Below are 15,562 nucleotides of genomic sequence, written 5' to 3' on the forward strand. Positions count from 1 at the left end.
GGGGCGTCACATCGGTGTCGGGGTACGCGCAGGGCACACACAAACCGAGCGAAGCGGGGATGCCCCCGTACGAGGCCGTTGCGGCGGTGGGGTGCTCGGTAGGGTGCGCGTGTGTCGAAGATCAGCGTGAACAACGGGACAGACGGCCTGCTCTGCCTGTTCTTGGAGCCCTGGGGAACCGATCACTGGATGCGTCCCGGTGATAACTTCACCGTCGTGACGCATGCAGAGCCTGTGGAGTGCCCGTTCGACGTCGTCATGCATGGTCAGGGCATCTCTGTGATGGTCAACTCGGGGGGCTATTACGATGTCGTGGTCGTAGATCAGGACGGCAATCCGGCACCCTGTGGACATCAGCGGCCGGCCGACATCGGGTGGTGATCACGTGTGTGCCCCGGGCCGGAGTCGAACCGGCCCTGCGACGGTCGGAGCTGACGGGCGGTTCACCAGGGGCGGGCAGCGCGCGGTTCGTCGGGGTAGGCGCAGGTCACGCACATGCCGAGTGACGTCGGGATGCAGTAACCGGCATCGGTCCGGCAGGAAGGGCAGGTGCGGCGGGCGGTCATCGCCGCGGCGAGCGCGGCCCGCTTCCCGGGGGTCATCGGCCGCACGGGCTTGGCCCGGTCGATCCGGTAGAGGTAGGCGACCAGCACCCCGGACTTCCGCCGGCGCGCGTGCCGCATGAGTTGAGCCGCTACCGGCTGACCACCCGGGCGCAGGCCACGGGCGCGCAGTTGCCTGCGGGTGGCGTAGCCGTCGGGCGCGAGGCGCCACGGGAAGGTGGGTATCCCCCACGTGGCGCCGGACGGGTCGTAGCACTTCCCGAACGCCGGCGACATCAGGCAACAACCTCATCGGTGTCGCCGGGGCCGTCGGTGCGCTCTGCCCGCAGGGTCTCGCGCAGCACGCGGGCCTTGGCCGGCGACGTACGGACCGCGCGGCGGATGCCCTCCGCCGTCAGATCCTCGACCGCCCAACCCGCGGTCGCCTCGCGGGCCTCGATCAGCAGCTCATCTGCCGTCCGTACCGGTCGAGGCGTCCGGGCCACCTCGGGGACCCGACCGGTCGCCCCACGGGGCCGGGTCGACTCCGCCGCGGCGACCGCGACCGGTACCGACTCGATCGCCGCGACAGGCTCCACCACGACGGGCGGGGTCGGGGCGGGAAGCTCAACCGCGACCGGCACCGCGATGGGTGTCGCTGGGGTCGACTCTTCCAGGTCAGCCGTAGACCGATTCTTCTCGGTCTCGGTCGATTCCTCCGCATTCGTGTGCGGGGTCGACTGGTGGTGCAGCACCTTGGCCACCAGGTCGGAGCCGAAGTAGATCGACCCGACCGGAAGCGACGTGGCCAGCAGCACCAGGGCCCAGTTCGCCGGGTCCCAGTCGGCCAGTCGACCCCAGTCGACCGACCCGCCGTGCAGTTCCGGCACCAGGCCGTGCACGTAGTTCAGCAGCAGCGAAGCGACCGTGTACGTCGCCAGCACCCGCAGGGCGAACCGTCGGTCCCGATCGGTCAGGACCAGGGTCGCGATCAGCGCTAAAGCCATCAGGCCGTCGACCACGAACGGATACAGCGTCGCCGCCGTGGCGTCCGCGCCAATCGTCTCAGCAACGTCGCGCAGGGCATTCCAAGAAACCCGGAAGGCCATGCCAACGACGCCGACCAGGGCCAGCACCAAGGCGGCCCGCCCCTTGCGCTTGAGGTTCACGCCGCACCGCCCGTCCGGCCCGCGGGGCCGTTGGCGAGGTTCCGCCGGGCGGCAAGCACACGCCGGCGGGCCCGGCGCAGCCGACGGGCGTCCACCTCGGACGGGGGGCGGTCGAGCGTCATGATCTGTGCGTCCAGCAGCTCGACTTCCGCCAGGACGACGGGCATCTCACGCTCGATCGCGAACAGCTCTACGTCCGACGGTTCACCATCGGACAAGGCGCCGGTAACAACCGGCTGACGTGCAGCGATGTACACCATGGGTCACAGTTCCTTTCACGGAGGAACGGCCCGAACAGCACCCCCGGTGTTCCAGCACCGGGGGTGCGCGCCGTTAGAGCAGGAAGACCCGGCTCCCCTCAGCGCTGCTCGTACGAGACGAGCAGCGGAGGCAACGGGCCGCAGCAGCAGAGCTGCGGAGGGTCGTACGTGCGTGTCGCTGTCTCCTTCGGGAGCGCGCTCCCGTTGCAGGCGTGTGGAGACGTGACCTTTCGGTCTCTCAGCCCTCCGGTTGACCAGGGGTCCGGGTCCCTCGGCCCGCTCTGTCCCGGGCCCCTTGACCCCGAATGGGCCCTGAAGCAGGGCGCATTGAGGTCCGGCACCCGTTGACCGGTCATCGGTCAACAGGTACATCCCTAAGGTTCCCTAGGGTTCCCTGCGGTGTCAAGCGGTAAGCTAGGGAACCTCAGGGAAGTGACGACCAGGAGCGAGGCAACATGGCAGGCCAGGCCGACAATCGGGCGCCGTACGCGAAGATTGCCGCCCACTACATGGAGCTGATCACCTCAGGTCAGCTCCAGCCAGGAACGCTCTTGCCGAGCATCAAAAACCTCTCGGAAGAGTGGAAGGTGAGCACCGCAACAGTCGAGAAGGCCCTACGCAAGTTGCGCGCTGAGGGGCTCGTCCGAGGCATCCACGGCATTGGCACTGAAGTCATGGACCAGCCGGCTCCAATGTCTTCGGGGTCTCAACGGCAGGACCGCGGACGCCGCACCGGGTCGAGCTGGGGAGCAGGCGAGAGGTCTGACTCACATCAAGCGGCGGTGGTGCCCGCGCCTGCTGAAGTGGCGCAAGCACTGGACATTGCACCCGGCTCGGACGTTGTACGCCGTAGCCGGGTGTACAGGGACCGGCACGGCATCGTCGCTCACAGCACGTCGTGGATTCCCGCGTACTACAGCAAGCTGATCCCTCAGCTAGCGAGGAGTGAGCGTCTGACAGGCGGAACCTCGCTTCAACTCATCGCTCAAGCGACTGGCCACCCGATCAGCCACCGCATCGACACAGCCTCGGCCCGACGACTGACGCCGGAGTACTCACTGCTCCTGGAGTTGGACCCCGATAATCCGGTAGCGGAGCCGGTGGTCGTGATGACAGCAAAGTTCGTCGACAGCGAGGGCAACACCGTGGAATACGGAGTGGACCTCGGCGGGCCTGGCCGGACATGGCGCACAGAGTCGGAGGTCACGTCGTGACGGTTGGAGGGGAGGCGCTTGCAGCGTCTTCGCGCTCGCCGTTCTGCGTCCTGATGGCTGGACTCCCTGGCTCTGGCAAGACCACCCTTTCCCGCGTGCTCACCGCTCGCGGGTTCGTACGACTGTGCCCAGATGAAGAGATGTACCGACGGCATGGAGTCTACGGAGTGGACTTCCCCCGGGGGACCTTCCCCGCACTTGAGCGGCCGGTCCTCGAAGACGTCACTGTCGAGCTCCGGAAACGACTCAAGGCGGGGCACGATGTCGTCGTTGATCATGGTTTCTGGACACCCGAGGACCGAGCCAGATGGCGCGCCATCGCCGCCGACGCTGGCGCGACCCCTGTACTCGTTTTTCTGGCTGCCACTCATGACGAATTGTGGGCAAGGATCAGCAAGAGGAACGAGTTCCATGCGGACGATCCCAACTCGATCTACTTTTCCGAGAGTGACCTGCAGCGCTACCGCCGCCGGTTCATCCCTCCCACGGCAGAGGAACCACACGTGCTGTACGACGGCGACCCAACAGCCGTAATCGCAGCGTTGGAAGCGTCTGGTTTCTGACGCTAACAGGACAGACGTACAGGAGGGGCCTTAGCCCCGTCCGGTGCGCGGGGTCGATCGTGTTGCCGCCGACGCGCATGGGCGGCCTTTGCCCCTCCGATCGCTCTTCCCGTGGTCACGGGCGGAGTCGGCAGAAGATCGTTGGAGCAGTGCCTCGACAGTTGTTGGCGTGGAGCCTACGGACGGTACAGGGCTGGTAAGAGGCAGCCCAAGCCATACTCCGACAAGACCGCGAGCTTCAGTCGAAGTATTAGAACGGGGCTTCTGTCGCAACCTTCTGCACCAGTGCCGCAAATTGTTTGAGGCCTGCCTCTTCAAGGTGCTGTGCATACTCTGAATGCTTCCCCCAGGGCACGCCAAGAGCTACTTGTCGAAAAACTTCGTGTGGTGCTGACGAATTCTCAAGCACTTCCACGATCCCCCGTGCTCGATACCAGTTTTCCGCGGCGACGCCTTTTAGTATTTTCTCCGCATCGCCTATCCTCCCACCCTTTTGAAAGTTAGTGAGAGTGTCGACGAATCGAGCGGCCGGTCGATGGCCGCCAATGAAGCCAAGCAGTCGCTCCGCGTCTTTGTTTAGGGCGGCTGAGCGAAGATGGTCCACGATGGCCAAGAGATTTGCAGGCGTATACCCTGATGCCAGCCTGATTAGAAAATCATTGACGAGGTGGCCGAGGTTTGAGCGTCGTAGCCCTGCGACAATGGCGGGCGTAGCGTTTCGGCCGTGACCGTCGGCGGCATACCTTAGGAGAGGTCCGACGGTCATGTTATTTTCTGTGATCGTCCATCCGACTTGGTCGGTCGGAGGAAATTCATCCTCCAGGGATGTCAGTGTTTGAACCACGTTGAGGGGGGTGTCTTGTGCAGCCTTCTTGAGGAAACCAGTGATGTCCATTTCTGCCTGCATCATGCCGCGCAATACCTTTGGTAGCCACCTGGCCACTGGTAGGGCTGTGGAGTCTTGCATGATGGCAACTAGGTCGTTCATGTGGGCATATTTGAGTGGCTCAACATTCCAGTCAAGTGCTGGCGCCGCGTAATCAAGATTATCAACGCGCCTAGTATCTGGCTGCCTTTCGGGTGATGCGACTATGCGTTCTCGCCATACCGCCTGGTCGATTTCATTCGGTGGTAGCGGGTTGCCATTCAAGCGGGCATGTTCTGCGAGTGCTTCCACAATTGAGAGCACTTGCGTCAAATTCAGTGAGCTGCGTCCGGAAAGCTTCTCTTGAATTGTCGAGCGGGCCATTCTGTGCTGCCTGCCCTGTCTGGAGATAAGTCTTTCAAGGGTACGGATGGAGGGTGCGCCTGCCTGGGTGCGGAGTTCGCGAAGCTGACCCGCTACATCCATGAGGCTCCCCTGTCCGCTCTGTGTCCGGACTCGTCCGGTGTCGTCCGGCATCGTCCACCGATAGAGCAGAGAGCCTAGGTCAACTGTGTCTATGGTGTCCGGGAGTTGACGGAAGTGGCCGCTTGGCTCGCATTCTCAGGTCCGGACGGGCTTGGATCGGAACGATGGGAAAGGCCCCGCCCTGTCTCACGGACAGGAGCGGGGCCTCTACGTGCATGAGCCGTCCGGCGCCACACCTCACGGCTCGCATCGATTGGAGGACCAGCAAGAATGGAATTTGATAGCCCACCCAAGCGGGAGCGTACAGGTGACACCCGGCGGTGGGTCAACCGACTCCTAGAGGTCGCCACCCCCATCGCGGGTGTGATCGGCGCCGTTGCTGCCCTGATTACGGCGATTCGCGCGTAGCGCTGGCCGCATGTGCGCTCGACGAGCAAGGCCTGACATCAGCGGCTGACATCAACGGCCACGTACACAAGTGAGCATCCAAGAACTGATCATGCTCTTAGGGGCTGCTTCGCGACCGTGCATGTGCGCTTAGCGCTTGCTGGAGTGCTGTGTGCACTCGCCTACGGATCAGATGGCGACGCAAGCCGCGGACGCTAGGCGGCCAGGGACCCCGTCCTTGGCCGCCCACGCCGCTGTGTCCGGGAAAGCCCATGCCCGCGGCTCTGGCTGGATCGGTCAGCGTCTGTCAGGCCCGGACGCGTGCGTCCGGGCCTGACAGACTTCGGTCTGTTGTTTCCGCGATGAGGTTTCGGAGATCGCCGGGTGTGGGCCACGGCGCACGTCGGTGGATCATCCGGTGGCAGTTGGCGCAGATCAGGGCGAGATCGCTGAGATTGGTTCGCCCTTCGCCAGCCTCATGCAAGGGCACGACGTGATGGCACTCGATGTATCCAGCGCCCCGCGGGCCGTATGTTGCCTCGAAGTCGAAGCCGCATGCCTCACAGGCGAGCCGGCGGCCCTGGCGCATCACTGCGTCGATCTTCCGCTTGCGTAGCCCCTTATCGCGCTCGCGGCTCCTGTGGAGGCGTATCAACAACCTGCCCTCGGGCGCGCTGTAGTCGTCTTCCTCCTCGGCCTCTGTGGGCAGATCCTGAAACTCGCCTGTGGTGAGTCCGCGCCGGATGCGTAGGGCTACCTCTGCCATCTCGGCAGGCCGGGCAAGGAAGTCGTTCATGACTTCGACATCGAGCGCGTTGCCGTTCGTGGGCTTTCCACGGTAGTCCGGGTGCCGGGACGTGATGTCGGCAGTCTTGCGAGCCACACCGTTGGGATTCCGGAACAGCTCCGTACGGTCTTCGACAGGGTGGATCGGCATCGTCTGCAGTAGTGCGGAGAGTTCGATAACGCGCGGGTCGTTGAATTCCAGTCGTTTCCAGCCGTTGGCCATTGCCAGGTCACAGGCGAGGATGATCTCGTCGCGCGTCCAGTCGGGACTCCGCGCGGAGCGGATCACAAAGCCCAGTCGGTCCAGCCACTTGGCAGCGTGTGACCTTCCCCCACTCAACTCGGTCCACCCCAACGCTCGGCCCTGATCGAACTTGTGCGCCACTCCGGCGATGGCCTTCGAGTCGTATGTCCGATCCTGGTACACGAGAAGGTACCCGGTAGCCGGCTTGTACCCGTACTCGGACAGGAACCTGTCTCGGCCCAACTCGTCGTACTCAGCTATGGCTGCAAGGACACCGTCTCGGGTGATCGCACCTTTACGCATGGTGGAAGGGTAGGCGTCACCACTGACATGCCGTTAGGCAACCGTTCTCGCCGACTCCCATCGGGTCTGCCGTCTGCTCACACGTGAGTGGAGCGACTGCGAGGGGCGTCTTCCAAGTGCTGCGGCCAACCTGCGGCCAGGCAGTTGCGCTTAGAGCCCTGTTGATCAACGCCGTCGCAGGTCAGGTGGCTGTTTGGTCGTGGAAGCGTGCGGTCGTGAAAACCGGGGTTCCGATTCCCGCCATATGGATCCCCCAGTCGATCGTGCGCAGCCAGACTGTTGCTCAGGACGCCAGGAGGGGGAGCGGGTATGCCAACGGAGCAACCGATGCGCGACATGGTGCGCAGTTACGTGCAGGCTCGCCATCGCGCCGCGTACGTGTACGGCTCTACCTACTACTTGTCTCGTTTGATCTTGATCACAGCGTCGGCAATCGTTGCCGCTGGACAGAACCTTTCTGGCGGTGTTGGAACCTGGCTGGTGGCTTGGGTCCCAGTCCTATCGGTCCTGGTGGCTTCTCTGACGGCGCTCGACACTTGGCTGAAGCCCCAGCAGAAGTGGAAGGGGTCGCTTGAGACCCGTGATGCGGTCTTGGATCTGCTCCTGCGCATGGACGGCGGGTTGGACAACGGGGAGGCCCGTCAAGAGTTTCGCGAGATCAAAGATCAGCATCGGAACCGGAACATCTTCTGACCACCAGGCTCTGCGACGTGCCTTCGGGGTGCCAGCCCACACTCTCACCTACCTTCTGTCGCGAGGGAGCCAGGCGGGGGGGCCACACATGTAGGCCAGCAACGATCTGTGCTGGACGGGGGCGGACAGCAAGGGGCGAGAGCCGCAGTTCGCCGGGCATGCATGGAGGTCACGGGGGGGTGGGAATCGCGTTCGGGACGAAGAGGCCATGCTGCGGTGCGACATGGCCGCAATCACGGCCTGGGCCCGCGGACCCCCGGCACTACGCGGTGGTCACTGGGTGATCACTCCCAACGCCATGTGCTCTACAGCTGTTCGATGTGGGGAGCCACAGGGGGAGCCACCGGCTGCAGCATCATCCGGTCGCTCCTGGACTACCACGGACACTGAAGTCCATTGCCGAAGGCCATAGACGGGTAGCGACACCCCCTGCCTCAGGCACTGCTTAGCCTGATCTTAAGCGCGCCATAAGAAGTCGAACGCCCGCACGGAACTGGGCATTTGTCCGAATCGGCATCGCTAGCGTGCGGCCTCATGAGGAACTCACATCGTCGTCGTCCCACCCGCAAGGTCGCCCTCCTCGGGGGCGTGACCGCGGGCGCGGTCGTCGCGGCCGGGGCCTTCGCGCTCGCGGGCTCGGCCCAGGCCGCCACCGTCGGTGCCGCGTACAGCAAGACCAGCGACTGGAGCACCGGGTACACCGGCCAGTACGAGATCACCAATTCCTCGAACGCGACGCTGTCCGACTGGACGCTGAAGTTCGACCTGCCCGCGGGCACGAGCATCAGCTCGCTCTGGAACGCCACCTACACGGCGTCCGGGCAGCACGTGACCGTGCGCCCCGCGAGCTGGAACAAGGACATCGCCGCGGGAAAGACGGCCGAGTTCGGCTTCGTGACCAAGTCCGCCGCGAAGGCGGGCGATCCGGTCAACTGCCGGATCAACGACGTGAAGTGCTCCGTCGACGACGGCGTGACCGCCTCCCCCAGCGGGCGCCCCACCGCCACCGTGAGCCCGACGGCGACCGCCACCCCCACCAGGACGCCGACCGCCACCCCCACGAAGACCTCCTCGCCCACGGCCACCGCGACCCCGACCGCGACCGCGAGTCCGACCTCGGGCACCGGCTCGCCGTCCTCCGCAGGCTTCGCGCCGTACGTCGACACCTCGCTCTACCCGGCCTTCGACCTGCTCGCCCACTCCCGGGCGACCGGCGTCAAGCAGTACAACCTGGCCTTCGTCACCGACGGCGGCGGCTGCACGCCCAAGTGGGGCGGGGTCAGCGACCTGGCGAACGACGGCGTCGCGGCCCAGATCGGCGACCTGCGCAAGGCGGGCGGTGACGTACGGGTCTCCTTCGGCGGCGCGTCCGGCTCGGAGCTGGCGACGACCTGCTCCTCGGTCTCCGCGCTGACCGCGGCGTACGCCAAGGTCGTCGACACCTACAAGCTCACCAAGGTGGACTTCGACGTCGAGGGCGGCGCCATCGCCAACACGGCCGCCAACACCCGCCGGGCGCAGGCCGTCTCGCAGCTCCAGGCGAGCCACAGCGGCCTGGAGATCTCCTACACCCTGCCGGTGATGCCGACCGGCCTCACCCAGGACGGTGTCGGCCTGCTGGCGGACGCCAGGTCCCACGGTGTGCGGATCACCGCGGTCAACATCATGGCGATGGACTACGGCGCCTCCTTCAGTGGCGACATGGGCGGCTACGCGATCGACGCCGCCACCGCCACCCAGGGACAGCTCAAGGGCGTGCTGGGGCTGTCGGACGCCGCGGCCTGGAAGGCCGTCGCGGTCACCCCGATGATCGGCGTGAACGACGTCACCACGGAGGTCTTCAGGGTCGACGACGCGACGCAGCTGGTGACCTTCGCCCGGTCCAAGGGCCTGGGCTGGCTGTCGATGTGGTCGGGCACGCGGGACAAGCAGTGCCCCGGGGGTGCCAAGAACGTCGCCGACGCGACGTGCAGTTCGATCCTCCAGGAGGCGGGCGCCTTCTCCAAGGCCCTCGCGTCCTACGGCGGCTGAGGCCGCACGCGACCATCCCCCTCCCCCCACACGGGCGCCCCCGGCCGGCAGTTCACACCCCGCCCCGGCCGGGGCGCTCCCGTGCGCGCCGCGCTCAGGAGCGGAGCAGGCCGTCCAGCAGCGCGGACAGCCCGGCCTCATACTGCGCGCGGCCGGACTGCTGCGCCGCGACGAGTTCGGGGGCCAGCCCCACGAGCGAGGGGTAGCTGTCCGGCGGCAGGTCGGCGAGCCGGCTGCGGATCCTCTCGCGCAGCCCGGCCTCGGCCTCCTCGCACTCCGCGCGTTTGCGCCGCACCACCCACAGGGCGGCGCCGACCGTGTACTGCATCAGCGCCACCTGGGCGCGCGCGGCGGCGGGCGGGTCCAGTCCCGCCGTGATCAGCAGGCAGAGCATCCGGTCGATGACGGCGATGGCCTCGTCGCCGCGGAGCGGGCGGCTCGTCAGCAGTTGCAGCGCGGAGGGATGCTCACTGAAAAGCCGGTACACACCGACACAGAGTTCAATAAGCTGCTCGCGCGGCACGCCGGAGCCGGGGGGCATCTCGATCTCGGCGAGCAGCCGTTCGTTGACCGCGTCGATGATCTCGTCCTTGCCCTTGAAGTGGGAGTAGACGGCCATGGTCGCGACGCCGAGCTCCTGGGCGAGCACGCGCATGGTGAAGGCCTCGGGCCCGTGGCGGTCGAGGAGCCCGACCGCGGCGTCGAGGATGCGGTCGGGGTTGAGGGTGTTGCGGGGGACGCGGCGCCGTGGGGAGCGGGCCGGCGGGGTGACAGTCATGAGGGATGTGTGTCCGGTCGGGGGGAATCGTGCGCGAGCGGTCGGAAGGTCGAGCGGTTTCCTTGATTCTCCCGCGTTCCCGGGCAACCCGGGGAGGAAGCGGGGCGTCTTTTCGCACGTCTTCCCGAGCACGGCTCCGTGAATCCAGGACGAATCGGTGGTGAAGGGAATAGTCGGGGGCGCTGCCCGGGTTGCCTAGCGTACGTCGTACGGTAGATCGAAGCGACTCTCAATGGGAGAGATGGGGGGAGAACGGCCGGATGACGATGAGCACCACCGCCCCACGGGCGTCCGCCTACCGGGGCGGGCTCCGCTGGTGGACCGAGCTACCGCTGATCGCGGTGGTCTACGGCCTCTACACCGCGGGCCGCCTCCTCGTACGCGGCGACGTGGGCCGGGCTGTCGACCACGGCATCGCCATACTCCACCTGGAACGCGCGCTCAGCATCGACCCCGAGCGCTCACTCAACTCCCTCTTCAGCCGCTACCGGTCGCTCGGTGTTCCCGCCGACTTCTGGTACGCCTCGCTCCACTACCTGGTCACCCCACTGGTGCTGGTCTGGCTGTGGCGCCGGCGGCCGACCGTCTACCGCTTCGCGCGCACATGGCTGCTGATGTCCACCCTCGTCGGCCTGATCGGCTTCACGCTCATGCCGACCGCGCCGCCGCGGCTGCTGGCCGCAGGTCACGGCTTCGTCGACACCATGGCGCAGTACGGTTCGTACGGCTGGTGGGGCGCGGAGGCGAGCGCGCCGCGCGGGCTGGGCGGGATGACCAACCAGTACGCGGCCATGCCGAGCCTGCACGTCGGCTGGTCCCTGTGGTGCGGCATCATGCTCTGGCGCCATGGCCGCACGCCCTTCGTCCGCGCCCTGGGCGTCCTCTACCCCCTCGGCACGACCCTCGTGGTCATGGGCACCGCCAACCACTACCTGCTGGACGCCCTCGCCGGGATCGCCGTGATGGGGATCGGCTTCCTGCTGGCGCGGCCCGCGCTGCGTGTGGTGGACCTCATACGCGACGGGGCGCGCAGCCGGTTCGCGACGCCGCGGCCCGCCTCCTCCACCGTCGTCGCGACCTCCCGCGACGTCGCCCCGGCGGACGTGGGGTTCCTGCCGGGAACCGCGGTCGAACCGCGGCGCTGACCCTCCGGCGGAGGTCGCGGACCCGCGGCCTCCGCATTGTGGCCCGCGTTGTCGGTGGGGGGTGCGAGACTTGCCCGGGTGAGCACTACGCACGATCTGCGAGAGCGGCTGGCCGCGTTGCGCGGCCCGACGACCGTGCCGCGCCCGATGGACGCGCGCGCCCTGGCGGCGCTCGCCGCGAACCCCGGGTGCCGCCGCCGGGCGCTGCTGGACGCCGCCGGCGTGGACAAGGCGGCGGTGGCGCGCGTCCTGGGCAACCCCGCGCCCTTCGGGCAGTCGCAGTTCGCGTTCGTACGGGGCCATGCCTTCGAGGCCCGGGTGAAGGCCGCGGGGTGCGCCGAGCTGCTGCGCCTGCTGAGCGCGCCCGAGACCGCGGACGCCGTGCTGCCCGATCTGTCCGCCCCGGGCCCCGAGGGCCGGGTGGCCCGTACCCGCCTCGCGCTCAAGGAGGCGACCGCGGCGGGCCGGTGGACGCTGCTCGACCACCCCCTGCTCGTGCTCGAGGTCGCCGACTCCCCGGTCTACCTCGAGCCGGACGCCATCGCCGTGCGGCCGGACGGCTCGTGGACGGTGGTGGAGGTCAAGTCCTTCCCGATCCTGGACGGTTCCGCGGACGCCGTGAAGGTCGGCGCGGCGGCCCGCCAGGCCGCCGTGTACGTCCTGGCGCTGGAGCGGCTGGGGTTCGGCACCCCGGAGCACCGGGTGCTGCTGGTGTGCCCCAAGGACTTCTCCAACCTGCCCGCCGCCGAGTTCGTCGACGTGCGCAAACAACTGGCGGTCACCCGGCGGCAGCTGGCCCGGCTGACCCGGATCGAGGAGATCGCCGCCGCCCTCCCCGAGGGCACGACCTTCGACCTGCGGCTCACCGACGACGGACGGACCGCGACCCGCCCCGCCGCGGAGCTCTCCGATGCGGTGGACCTGCTGCCCGCGGCGTACGCGCCCGAGTGCCTGGCCAGTTGCGAGCTGTCCTTCCACTGCCGCGACCAGGCCCGGGCCTGCGGCGCGGTCGAGGTCCTCGGCCGCGGCGTGCGCGGTGAACTGGGCGCCCTGACCGAAGTGGAGCAGGTGCTGGCGGCCGCGCTGGGCACCGAGGGCGATCCGGCGGATCCCGCGGTCGCCGCGCTGCGGCGGGCGCAGGCCCTGCGGGAGGAGGCGCTGGGATGTCGCTGATCTCGGTGCTGGCCCGCGCGGAGGCCATGGCGACCGGCCGGGCGACCCCGCTGGCGACGGTGCGCCACCGCCATCTGTCGGACCGGCCGCTGGTCCTCGTCCCGCTGACCACCGCGGGTGAGGTAGGCGCCCCGCTGGGCGCCCTGGTCGGCACCGACCGGGACGAGCCCCGGCTGCTGGCGGTGCCGCAGCCGCGCGACCGCGATCTGCGCTTCGCCTTCCTGGCCGAACTGGCGCAGGTCGTGCTGCCCTACCTGGAGTCCTACGCGGACGACACGGAGACCGAGCCGGCGACCCGCAACCGGGAGGAGTCGGAGGTCTGCGCCGACGCACCCCAGATCGTGGTCGCGAACACCCCCGCGGTGGAGTACGTGCGCCTGCTCGGCCGCTCCACCCGCTTCCGCCGCACCGCCGAGGACGACCCCGACGAGCCGCACCCGGTCCCCGCCCGGGTGCCGCTGCTCGGCCGCTGGCTCACCCACTACGGGGAACGCGCCCGCACCCCCGGCTCCGCGCTGCTGCTGTCCGCCACCGAACTGCTCACCCGGCACTGGGCGACCGGCCAGAGCAACCTCGAGGACCAGCACCTGGGCGCCCTGCTGGCCTGGATCGAACCCACCGACGGCATGACGGGCATGGAGGCGGCCCGTCGCGCGGAGTCCCACCGCGGCCCGGACGGCCTGCTGACGTTCCCGCCGGCCGGCCCCGCGACGGACCCGGTCTTCGACAACACGGTGCTCGCCCCGGCCACCGCCCGCTATGACGCCGGGATCACCGGGGCCGGCGAGGACATCGCCCGCCTGCTGGCCGCCCAGATGCGCCCCACCTGGGACGCGGTGTGGCGGTCACTGGACCTGCTGCGCGAGCTGCCCGAGGGCGCCCGCGTCGCGGACCGCTGGAAACGGGACCGCTGGTCGTACACCTCCCACCGGGACCGCGTGCGCGCCGGGGAGCCGCCGCAGCCCCGCCGTGACGACGCCGTGTCGGCGGCGCAGAAGCTCGCCGGCCGGGAGACCGCCCAGGTGCGGCTGGAGGCCCAGGAAGCGCTGGACGACCCGCTGGTGATGGCCGGGCGCCGACTGGCCGGCGAGGCCTTCGCGGGCCGGGTGGTCCGGGTGGAGATGGCGATGAGCGAGGGCAAGGTGCCCAAGCCGCGCCCGCTGGTGACGGTCCTCACACAGGACCGGCCGCATCTGGACGAGGACGCGAAGCTCTACCGCGCGCTGACGGACGGCCGTACGCAGCAGGCGCAGTTCGTGGAGTGGGCCGGGCCCGGTGCGGTGCTCCTGCGGGTGGTGAACGGCATGGGCCGCGGCAAGGTCCCCGAGCCCGGCACGGTGCCGGAGGAAGGGGACGAGGTGTGCTGGACGTTGTTCGAGCACGCGCCGCGTGGCGGCGCCGGGCTGCCGGAGCCTGAGGACACCCCGTGGACGCACGGCGGACCCCCGGGCACCGCGGCCGCGAGCGTGACCGCCGGCACGACCGCGGGCACGACCGCGGCCGCCGTCGCCGAGAGCCCTGACCCCGCGACCACGGAGGACTATCTGTGAGCCCGGTGAGCGACGCCGCCCGGGCGGCCGGCACCGCGACCGAGCGGATCCTGCACGACACCCTGCACGGGACGCACCGCGGCGTCGTGGTGGACTCGCCGCCCGGCGCGGGCAAGTCCACGCTGGTGGTGCGCGCCGCCCGTGAGCTGGTCGCGGCGGGCGAGACCCTGATGGTGGTCGCCCAGACGAACGCCCAGGTGGACGACCTGGTGGACCGGCTGGCCACCGCCGAACCCGGACTGCCGATCGGCCGGCTGCACGGCAGCGACTCGCCCCCGGACCCGGTGCTCGACCGCCACGAGGCCGTGCTCAAGTCGAGCAAGGCGGCCGACCTCGCCGGGGCCAAGGTGGTGATCGCGACCGCCGCGAAGTGGGCCTTCGTGAAGGACACCGAGCCCTGGCGGCACGCCATCGTCGACGAGGCCTACCAGATGCGCTCGGACGCGCTGCTGCAGGTGGCGGGGTTGTTCGAGCGGGCGCTGTTCGTCGGCGACCCGGGCCAGCTGGATCCGTTCAGCGTGGTCGGCGCCGAGCAGTGGGCGGGGCTGAGCTACGACCCGTCGGCGAGCGCGGTGGTCACCCTGCTGGCCCACAACCCGGGACTGCCGCAGCACAGGCTGCCGGTCTCCTGGCGGCTGCCGGCCTCCGCCGCGCCGCTGGTCTCCGACGCCTTCTACCCGTACACCCCGTTCCGCAGCGGCACCGACCACGGTGACCGGCGGCTCTCCTTCGGCGTGCCCGGTGACGGCTCGGGCCCGGACCGGGTGGTGGACGAGGCCGCGGCGTCCGGCTGGGGCCTGCTGGAGCTGCCCGCACGGCGCACCCCGCGGACCGACCCCGAGGCGGTCCGCGCGGTCGCACTGGTCGTACGGCGGCTGCTGGACCGCGGCGGCGTGGCGGTCTCCGAGCAGGGCACCGCCCCGGTGGGCCCGGACCGGATCGCCGTGGGCACCGCCCACCGCGACCAGGCGGCGGCGGTCCGCGCGGCGCTGGCCGACCTGGGCGTGACCGGGGTCACCGTGGACACCGCCAACCGGCTGCAGGGCCGCGAGTTCGACGTCACCGTGGTGCTCCACCCGCTGTCGGGGCGCCCCGACGCCACCGCCTTCCACCTGGAGACGGGCCGGCTGTGCGTGCTGGCCTCGCGCCACCGGCACGCGTGCATCGTGGTGTGCCGCGCCGGGGTCTCGGAGCTGCTGGACGAGCACCCCTCGACGGAGCCCGTCCAGCTCGGGGTGACCGTGAAGTTCCCGGACGGCTGGGAGGCCAACCACGCCGTGCTGGCCCACCTGTCCGAGCACCGCGTGGCCTGGCGGCCGTAACGCGCCGGCCGTCGCCCGGGGCACTCTTGCGCGGGGCGGGACAATGGAAGG

Annotated in this window: 15 protein-coding genes; 9 read left to right on the forward strand and 6 right to left on the reverse strand. The window is 68.9% G+C overall.

All coding sequences use genetic code 11. From position 1 onward, the window contains the following. The first annotated feature begins 111 nt into the window (after nt 1-111). Nucleotides 112-381 (forward strand): hypothetical protein, encoded by a 270-nt coding sequence (locus PV410_RS40000; RefSeq protein WP_500331392.1) that lies wholly within the window; start codon nt 112-114, stop codon nt 379-381. Between the two features lie 62 nt (nt 382-443). Here PV410_RS40000 and PV410_RS40005 read toward each other — a convergent pair whose 3' ends face one another. Genes PV410_RS40005 through PV410_RS40015 form a run of 3 tightly spaced genes read right to left on the reverse strand, consistent with a single transcriptional unit; the run spans nt 444 to nt 1,971 of the window. Continuing rightward, nucleotides 444-839: an RRQRL motif-containing zinc-binding protein gene (locus PV410_RS40005; RefSeq protein ID WP_500331393.1), complete on the reverse strand. Its 396-nt coding sequence runs from the start codon at nt 837-839 to the stop codon at nt 444-446. Next, nucleotides 839-1,711 (reverse strand): DUF2637 domain-containing protein, encoded by an 873-nt coding sequence (locus PV410_RS40010; RefSeq protein ID WP_500331395.1) that lies wholly within the window; start codon nt 1,709-1,711, stop codon nt 839-841. The genes PV410_RS40005 and PV410_RS40010 overlap by 1 nt, the downstream gene beginning before the upstream one ends. Beyond that, nucleotides 1,708-1,971: a DUF6284 family protein gene (locus PV410_RS40015; protein ID WP_500331397.1), complete on the reverse strand. Its 264-nt coding sequence runs from the start codon at nt 1,969-1,971 to the stop codon at nt 1,708-1,710. Before PV410_RS40015 ends, PV410_RS40010 begins: the two co-directional genes overlap by 4 nt. A 455-nt stretch (nt 1,972-2,426) precedes the next feature. On the opposite strand from PV410_RS40015, the gene PV410_RS40020 reads away from it, so the two are divergent. After that, nucleotides 2,427-3,185, forward strand: a complete 759-nt coding sequence (locus PV410_RS40020; protein ID WP_500331399.1) for a GntR family transcriptional regulator — start codon at nt 2,427-2,429, stop codon at nt 3,183-3,185. Then, nucleotides 3,155-3,748 carry a P-loop nucleotide/nucleoside kinase family protein gene (locus PV410_RS40025; protein WP_500331401.1) on the forward strand — a complete coding sequence of 198 codons (594 nt, stop codon included), beginning with the start codon at nt 3,155-3,157 and terminating at the stop codon, nt 3,746-3,748. Before PV410_RS40020 ends, PV410_RS40025 begins: the two co-directional genes overlap by 31 nt. Before the next feature lie 250 nt (nt 3,749-3,998). Here PV410_RS40025 and PV410_RS40030 read toward each other — a convergent pair whose 3' ends face one another. Together PV410_RS40030 and PV410_RS40035 are read right to left on the reverse strand one after the other, a co-directional pair. Continuing rightward, a complete protein-coding gene (locus PV410_RS40030; RefSeq protein WP_500331403.1) occupies nt 3,999-4,997 on the reverse strand; it encodes a hypothetical protein in 999 nt (332 codons plus the stop codon). Between the two features lie 796 nt (nt 4,998-5,793). After that, the gene (locus tag PV410_RS40035) at nt 5,794-6,819 is read right to left on the reverse strand and encodes an HNH endonuclease (protein WP_500331405.1); all 1,026 of its coding nucleotides are present in this window, start codon (nt 6,817-6,819) and stop codon (nt 5,794-5,796) included. Between the two features lie 327 nt (nt 6,820-7,146). Here PV410_RS40035 and PV410_RS40040 point away from each other — a divergent pair, with 327 nt between their 5' ends. Together PV410_RS40040 and PV410_RS40045 are read left to right on the forward strand one after the other, a co-directional pair. Continuing rightward, entirely contained in the window at nt 7,147-7,512 is a 366-nt protein-coding gene (locus PV410_RS40040) for a hypothetical protein (protein ID WP_500331407.1), read from the forward strand. 534 nt (nt 7,513-8,046) lie between these two features. Next, entirely contained in the window at nt 8,047-9,543 is a 1,497-nt protein-coding gene (locus tag PV410_RS40045) for a cellulose binding domain-containing protein (protein WP_500331409.1), read from the forward strand. Nucleotides 9,544-9,637: 94 nt separating this feature from the next. Here PV410_RS40045 and PV410_RS40050 read toward each other — a convergent pair whose 3' ends face one another. Continuing rightward, the gene (locus PV410_RS40050; RefSeq protein ID WP_499512030.1) at nt 9,638-10,321 is read right to left on the reverse strand and encodes a TetR/AcrR family transcriptional regulator; all 684 of its coding nucleotides are present in this window, start codon (nt 10,319-10,321) and stop codon (nt 9,638-9,640) included. Between the two features lie 260 nt (nt 10,322-10,581). Here PV410_RS40050 and PV410_RS40055 point away from each other — a divergent pair, with 260 nt between their 5' ends. The 4 genes from PV410_RS40055 to PV410_RS40070 all read left to right on the forward strand — a co-directional run bounded on the left by PV410_RS40055 (nt 10,582) and on the right by PV410_RS40070 (nt 15,511). Next, nucleotides 10,582-11,466 carry a phosphatase PAP2 family protein gene (locus tag PV410_RS40055; RefSeq protein ID WP_500331411.1) on the forward strand — a complete coding sequence of 295 codons (885 nt, stop codon included), beginning with the start codon at nt 10,582-10,584 and terminating at the stop codon, nt 11,464-11,466. A 78-nt stretch (nt 11,467-11,544) separates the two neighbouring features. Continuing rightward, a complete protein-coding gene (locus tag PV410_RS40060) occupies nt 11,545-12,639 on the forward strand; it encodes a hypothetical protein (RefSeq protein WP_500331412.1) in 1,095 nt (364 codons plus the stop codon). Then, a complete protein-coding gene (locus tag PV410_RS40065) occupies nt 12,630-14,189 on the forward strand; it encodes a hypothetical protein (protein ID WP_500331414.1) in 1,560 nt (519 codons plus the stop codon). The genes PV410_RS40060 and PV410_RS40065 overlap by 10 nt, the downstream gene beginning before the upstream one ends. Next, nucleotides 14,186-15,511, forward strand: coding sequence for an AAA domain-containing protein (locus tag PV410_RS40070; RefSeq protein WP_500331416.1), 1,326 nt, complete (start codon nt 14,186-14,188; stop codon nt 15,509-15,511). Before PV410_RS40065 ends, PV410_RS40070 begins: the two co-directional genes overlap by 4 nt. Nucleotides 15,512-15,562: the final 51 nt, after the last annotated feature.

The sequence above is a fragment of the Streptomyces sp. PA03-5A genome, assembly GCF_033792725.1.
Taxonomy (GTDB): domain Bacteria; phylum Actinomycetota; class Actinomycetes; order Streptomycetales; family Streptomycetaceae; genus Actinacidiphila.

Coding starts and splice junctions, on each gene's coding strand:
- PV410_RS40005 (WP_500331393.1), bottom strand. CDS start 839: ATGTCGCCGGCGTTCGGGAAGTGCTACGACCCGTCCGGCGCCACGTGG.
- PV410_RS40020 (WP_500331399.1), top strand. CDS start 2,427: ATGGCAGGCCAGGCCGACAATCGGGCGCCGTACGCGAAGATTGCCGCC.
- PV410_RS40045 (WP_500331409.1), top strand. CDS start 8,047: ATGAGGAACTCACATCGTCGTCGTCCCACCCGCAAGGTCGCCCTCCTC.
- PV410_RS40055 (WP_500331411.1), top strand. CDS start 10,582: ATGACGATGAGCACCACCGCCCCACGGGCGTCCGCCTACCGGGGCGGG.
- PV410_RS40040 (WP_500331407.1), top strand. CDS start 7,147: ATGCGCGACATGGTGCGCAGTTACGTGCAGGCTCGCCATCGCGCCGCG.
- PV410_RS40015 (WP_500331397.1), bottom strand. CDS start 1,971: ATGGTGTACATCGCTGCACGTCAGCCGGTTGTTACCGGCGCCTTGTCC.
- PV410_RS40050 (WP_499512030.1), bottom strand. CDS start 10,321: ATGACTGTCACCCCGCCGGCCCGCTCCCCACGGCGCCGCGTCCCCCGC.
- PV410_RS40030 (WP_500331403.1), bottom strand. CDS start 4,997: ATGGCCCGCTCGACAATTCAAGAGAAGCTTTCCGGACGCAGCTCACTG.
- PV410_RS40025 (WP_500331401.1), top strand. CDS start 3,155: ATGGCGCACAGAGTCGGAGGTCACGTCGTGACGGTTGGAGGGGAGGCG.
- PV410_RS40065 (WP_500331414.1), top strand. CDS start 12,630: ATGTCGCTGATCTCGGTGCTGGCCCGCGCGGAGGCCATGGCGACCGGC.
- PV410_RS40035 (WP_500331405.1), bottom strand. CDS start 6,819: ATGCGTAAAGGTGCGATCACCCGAGACGGTGTCCTTGCAGCCATAGCT.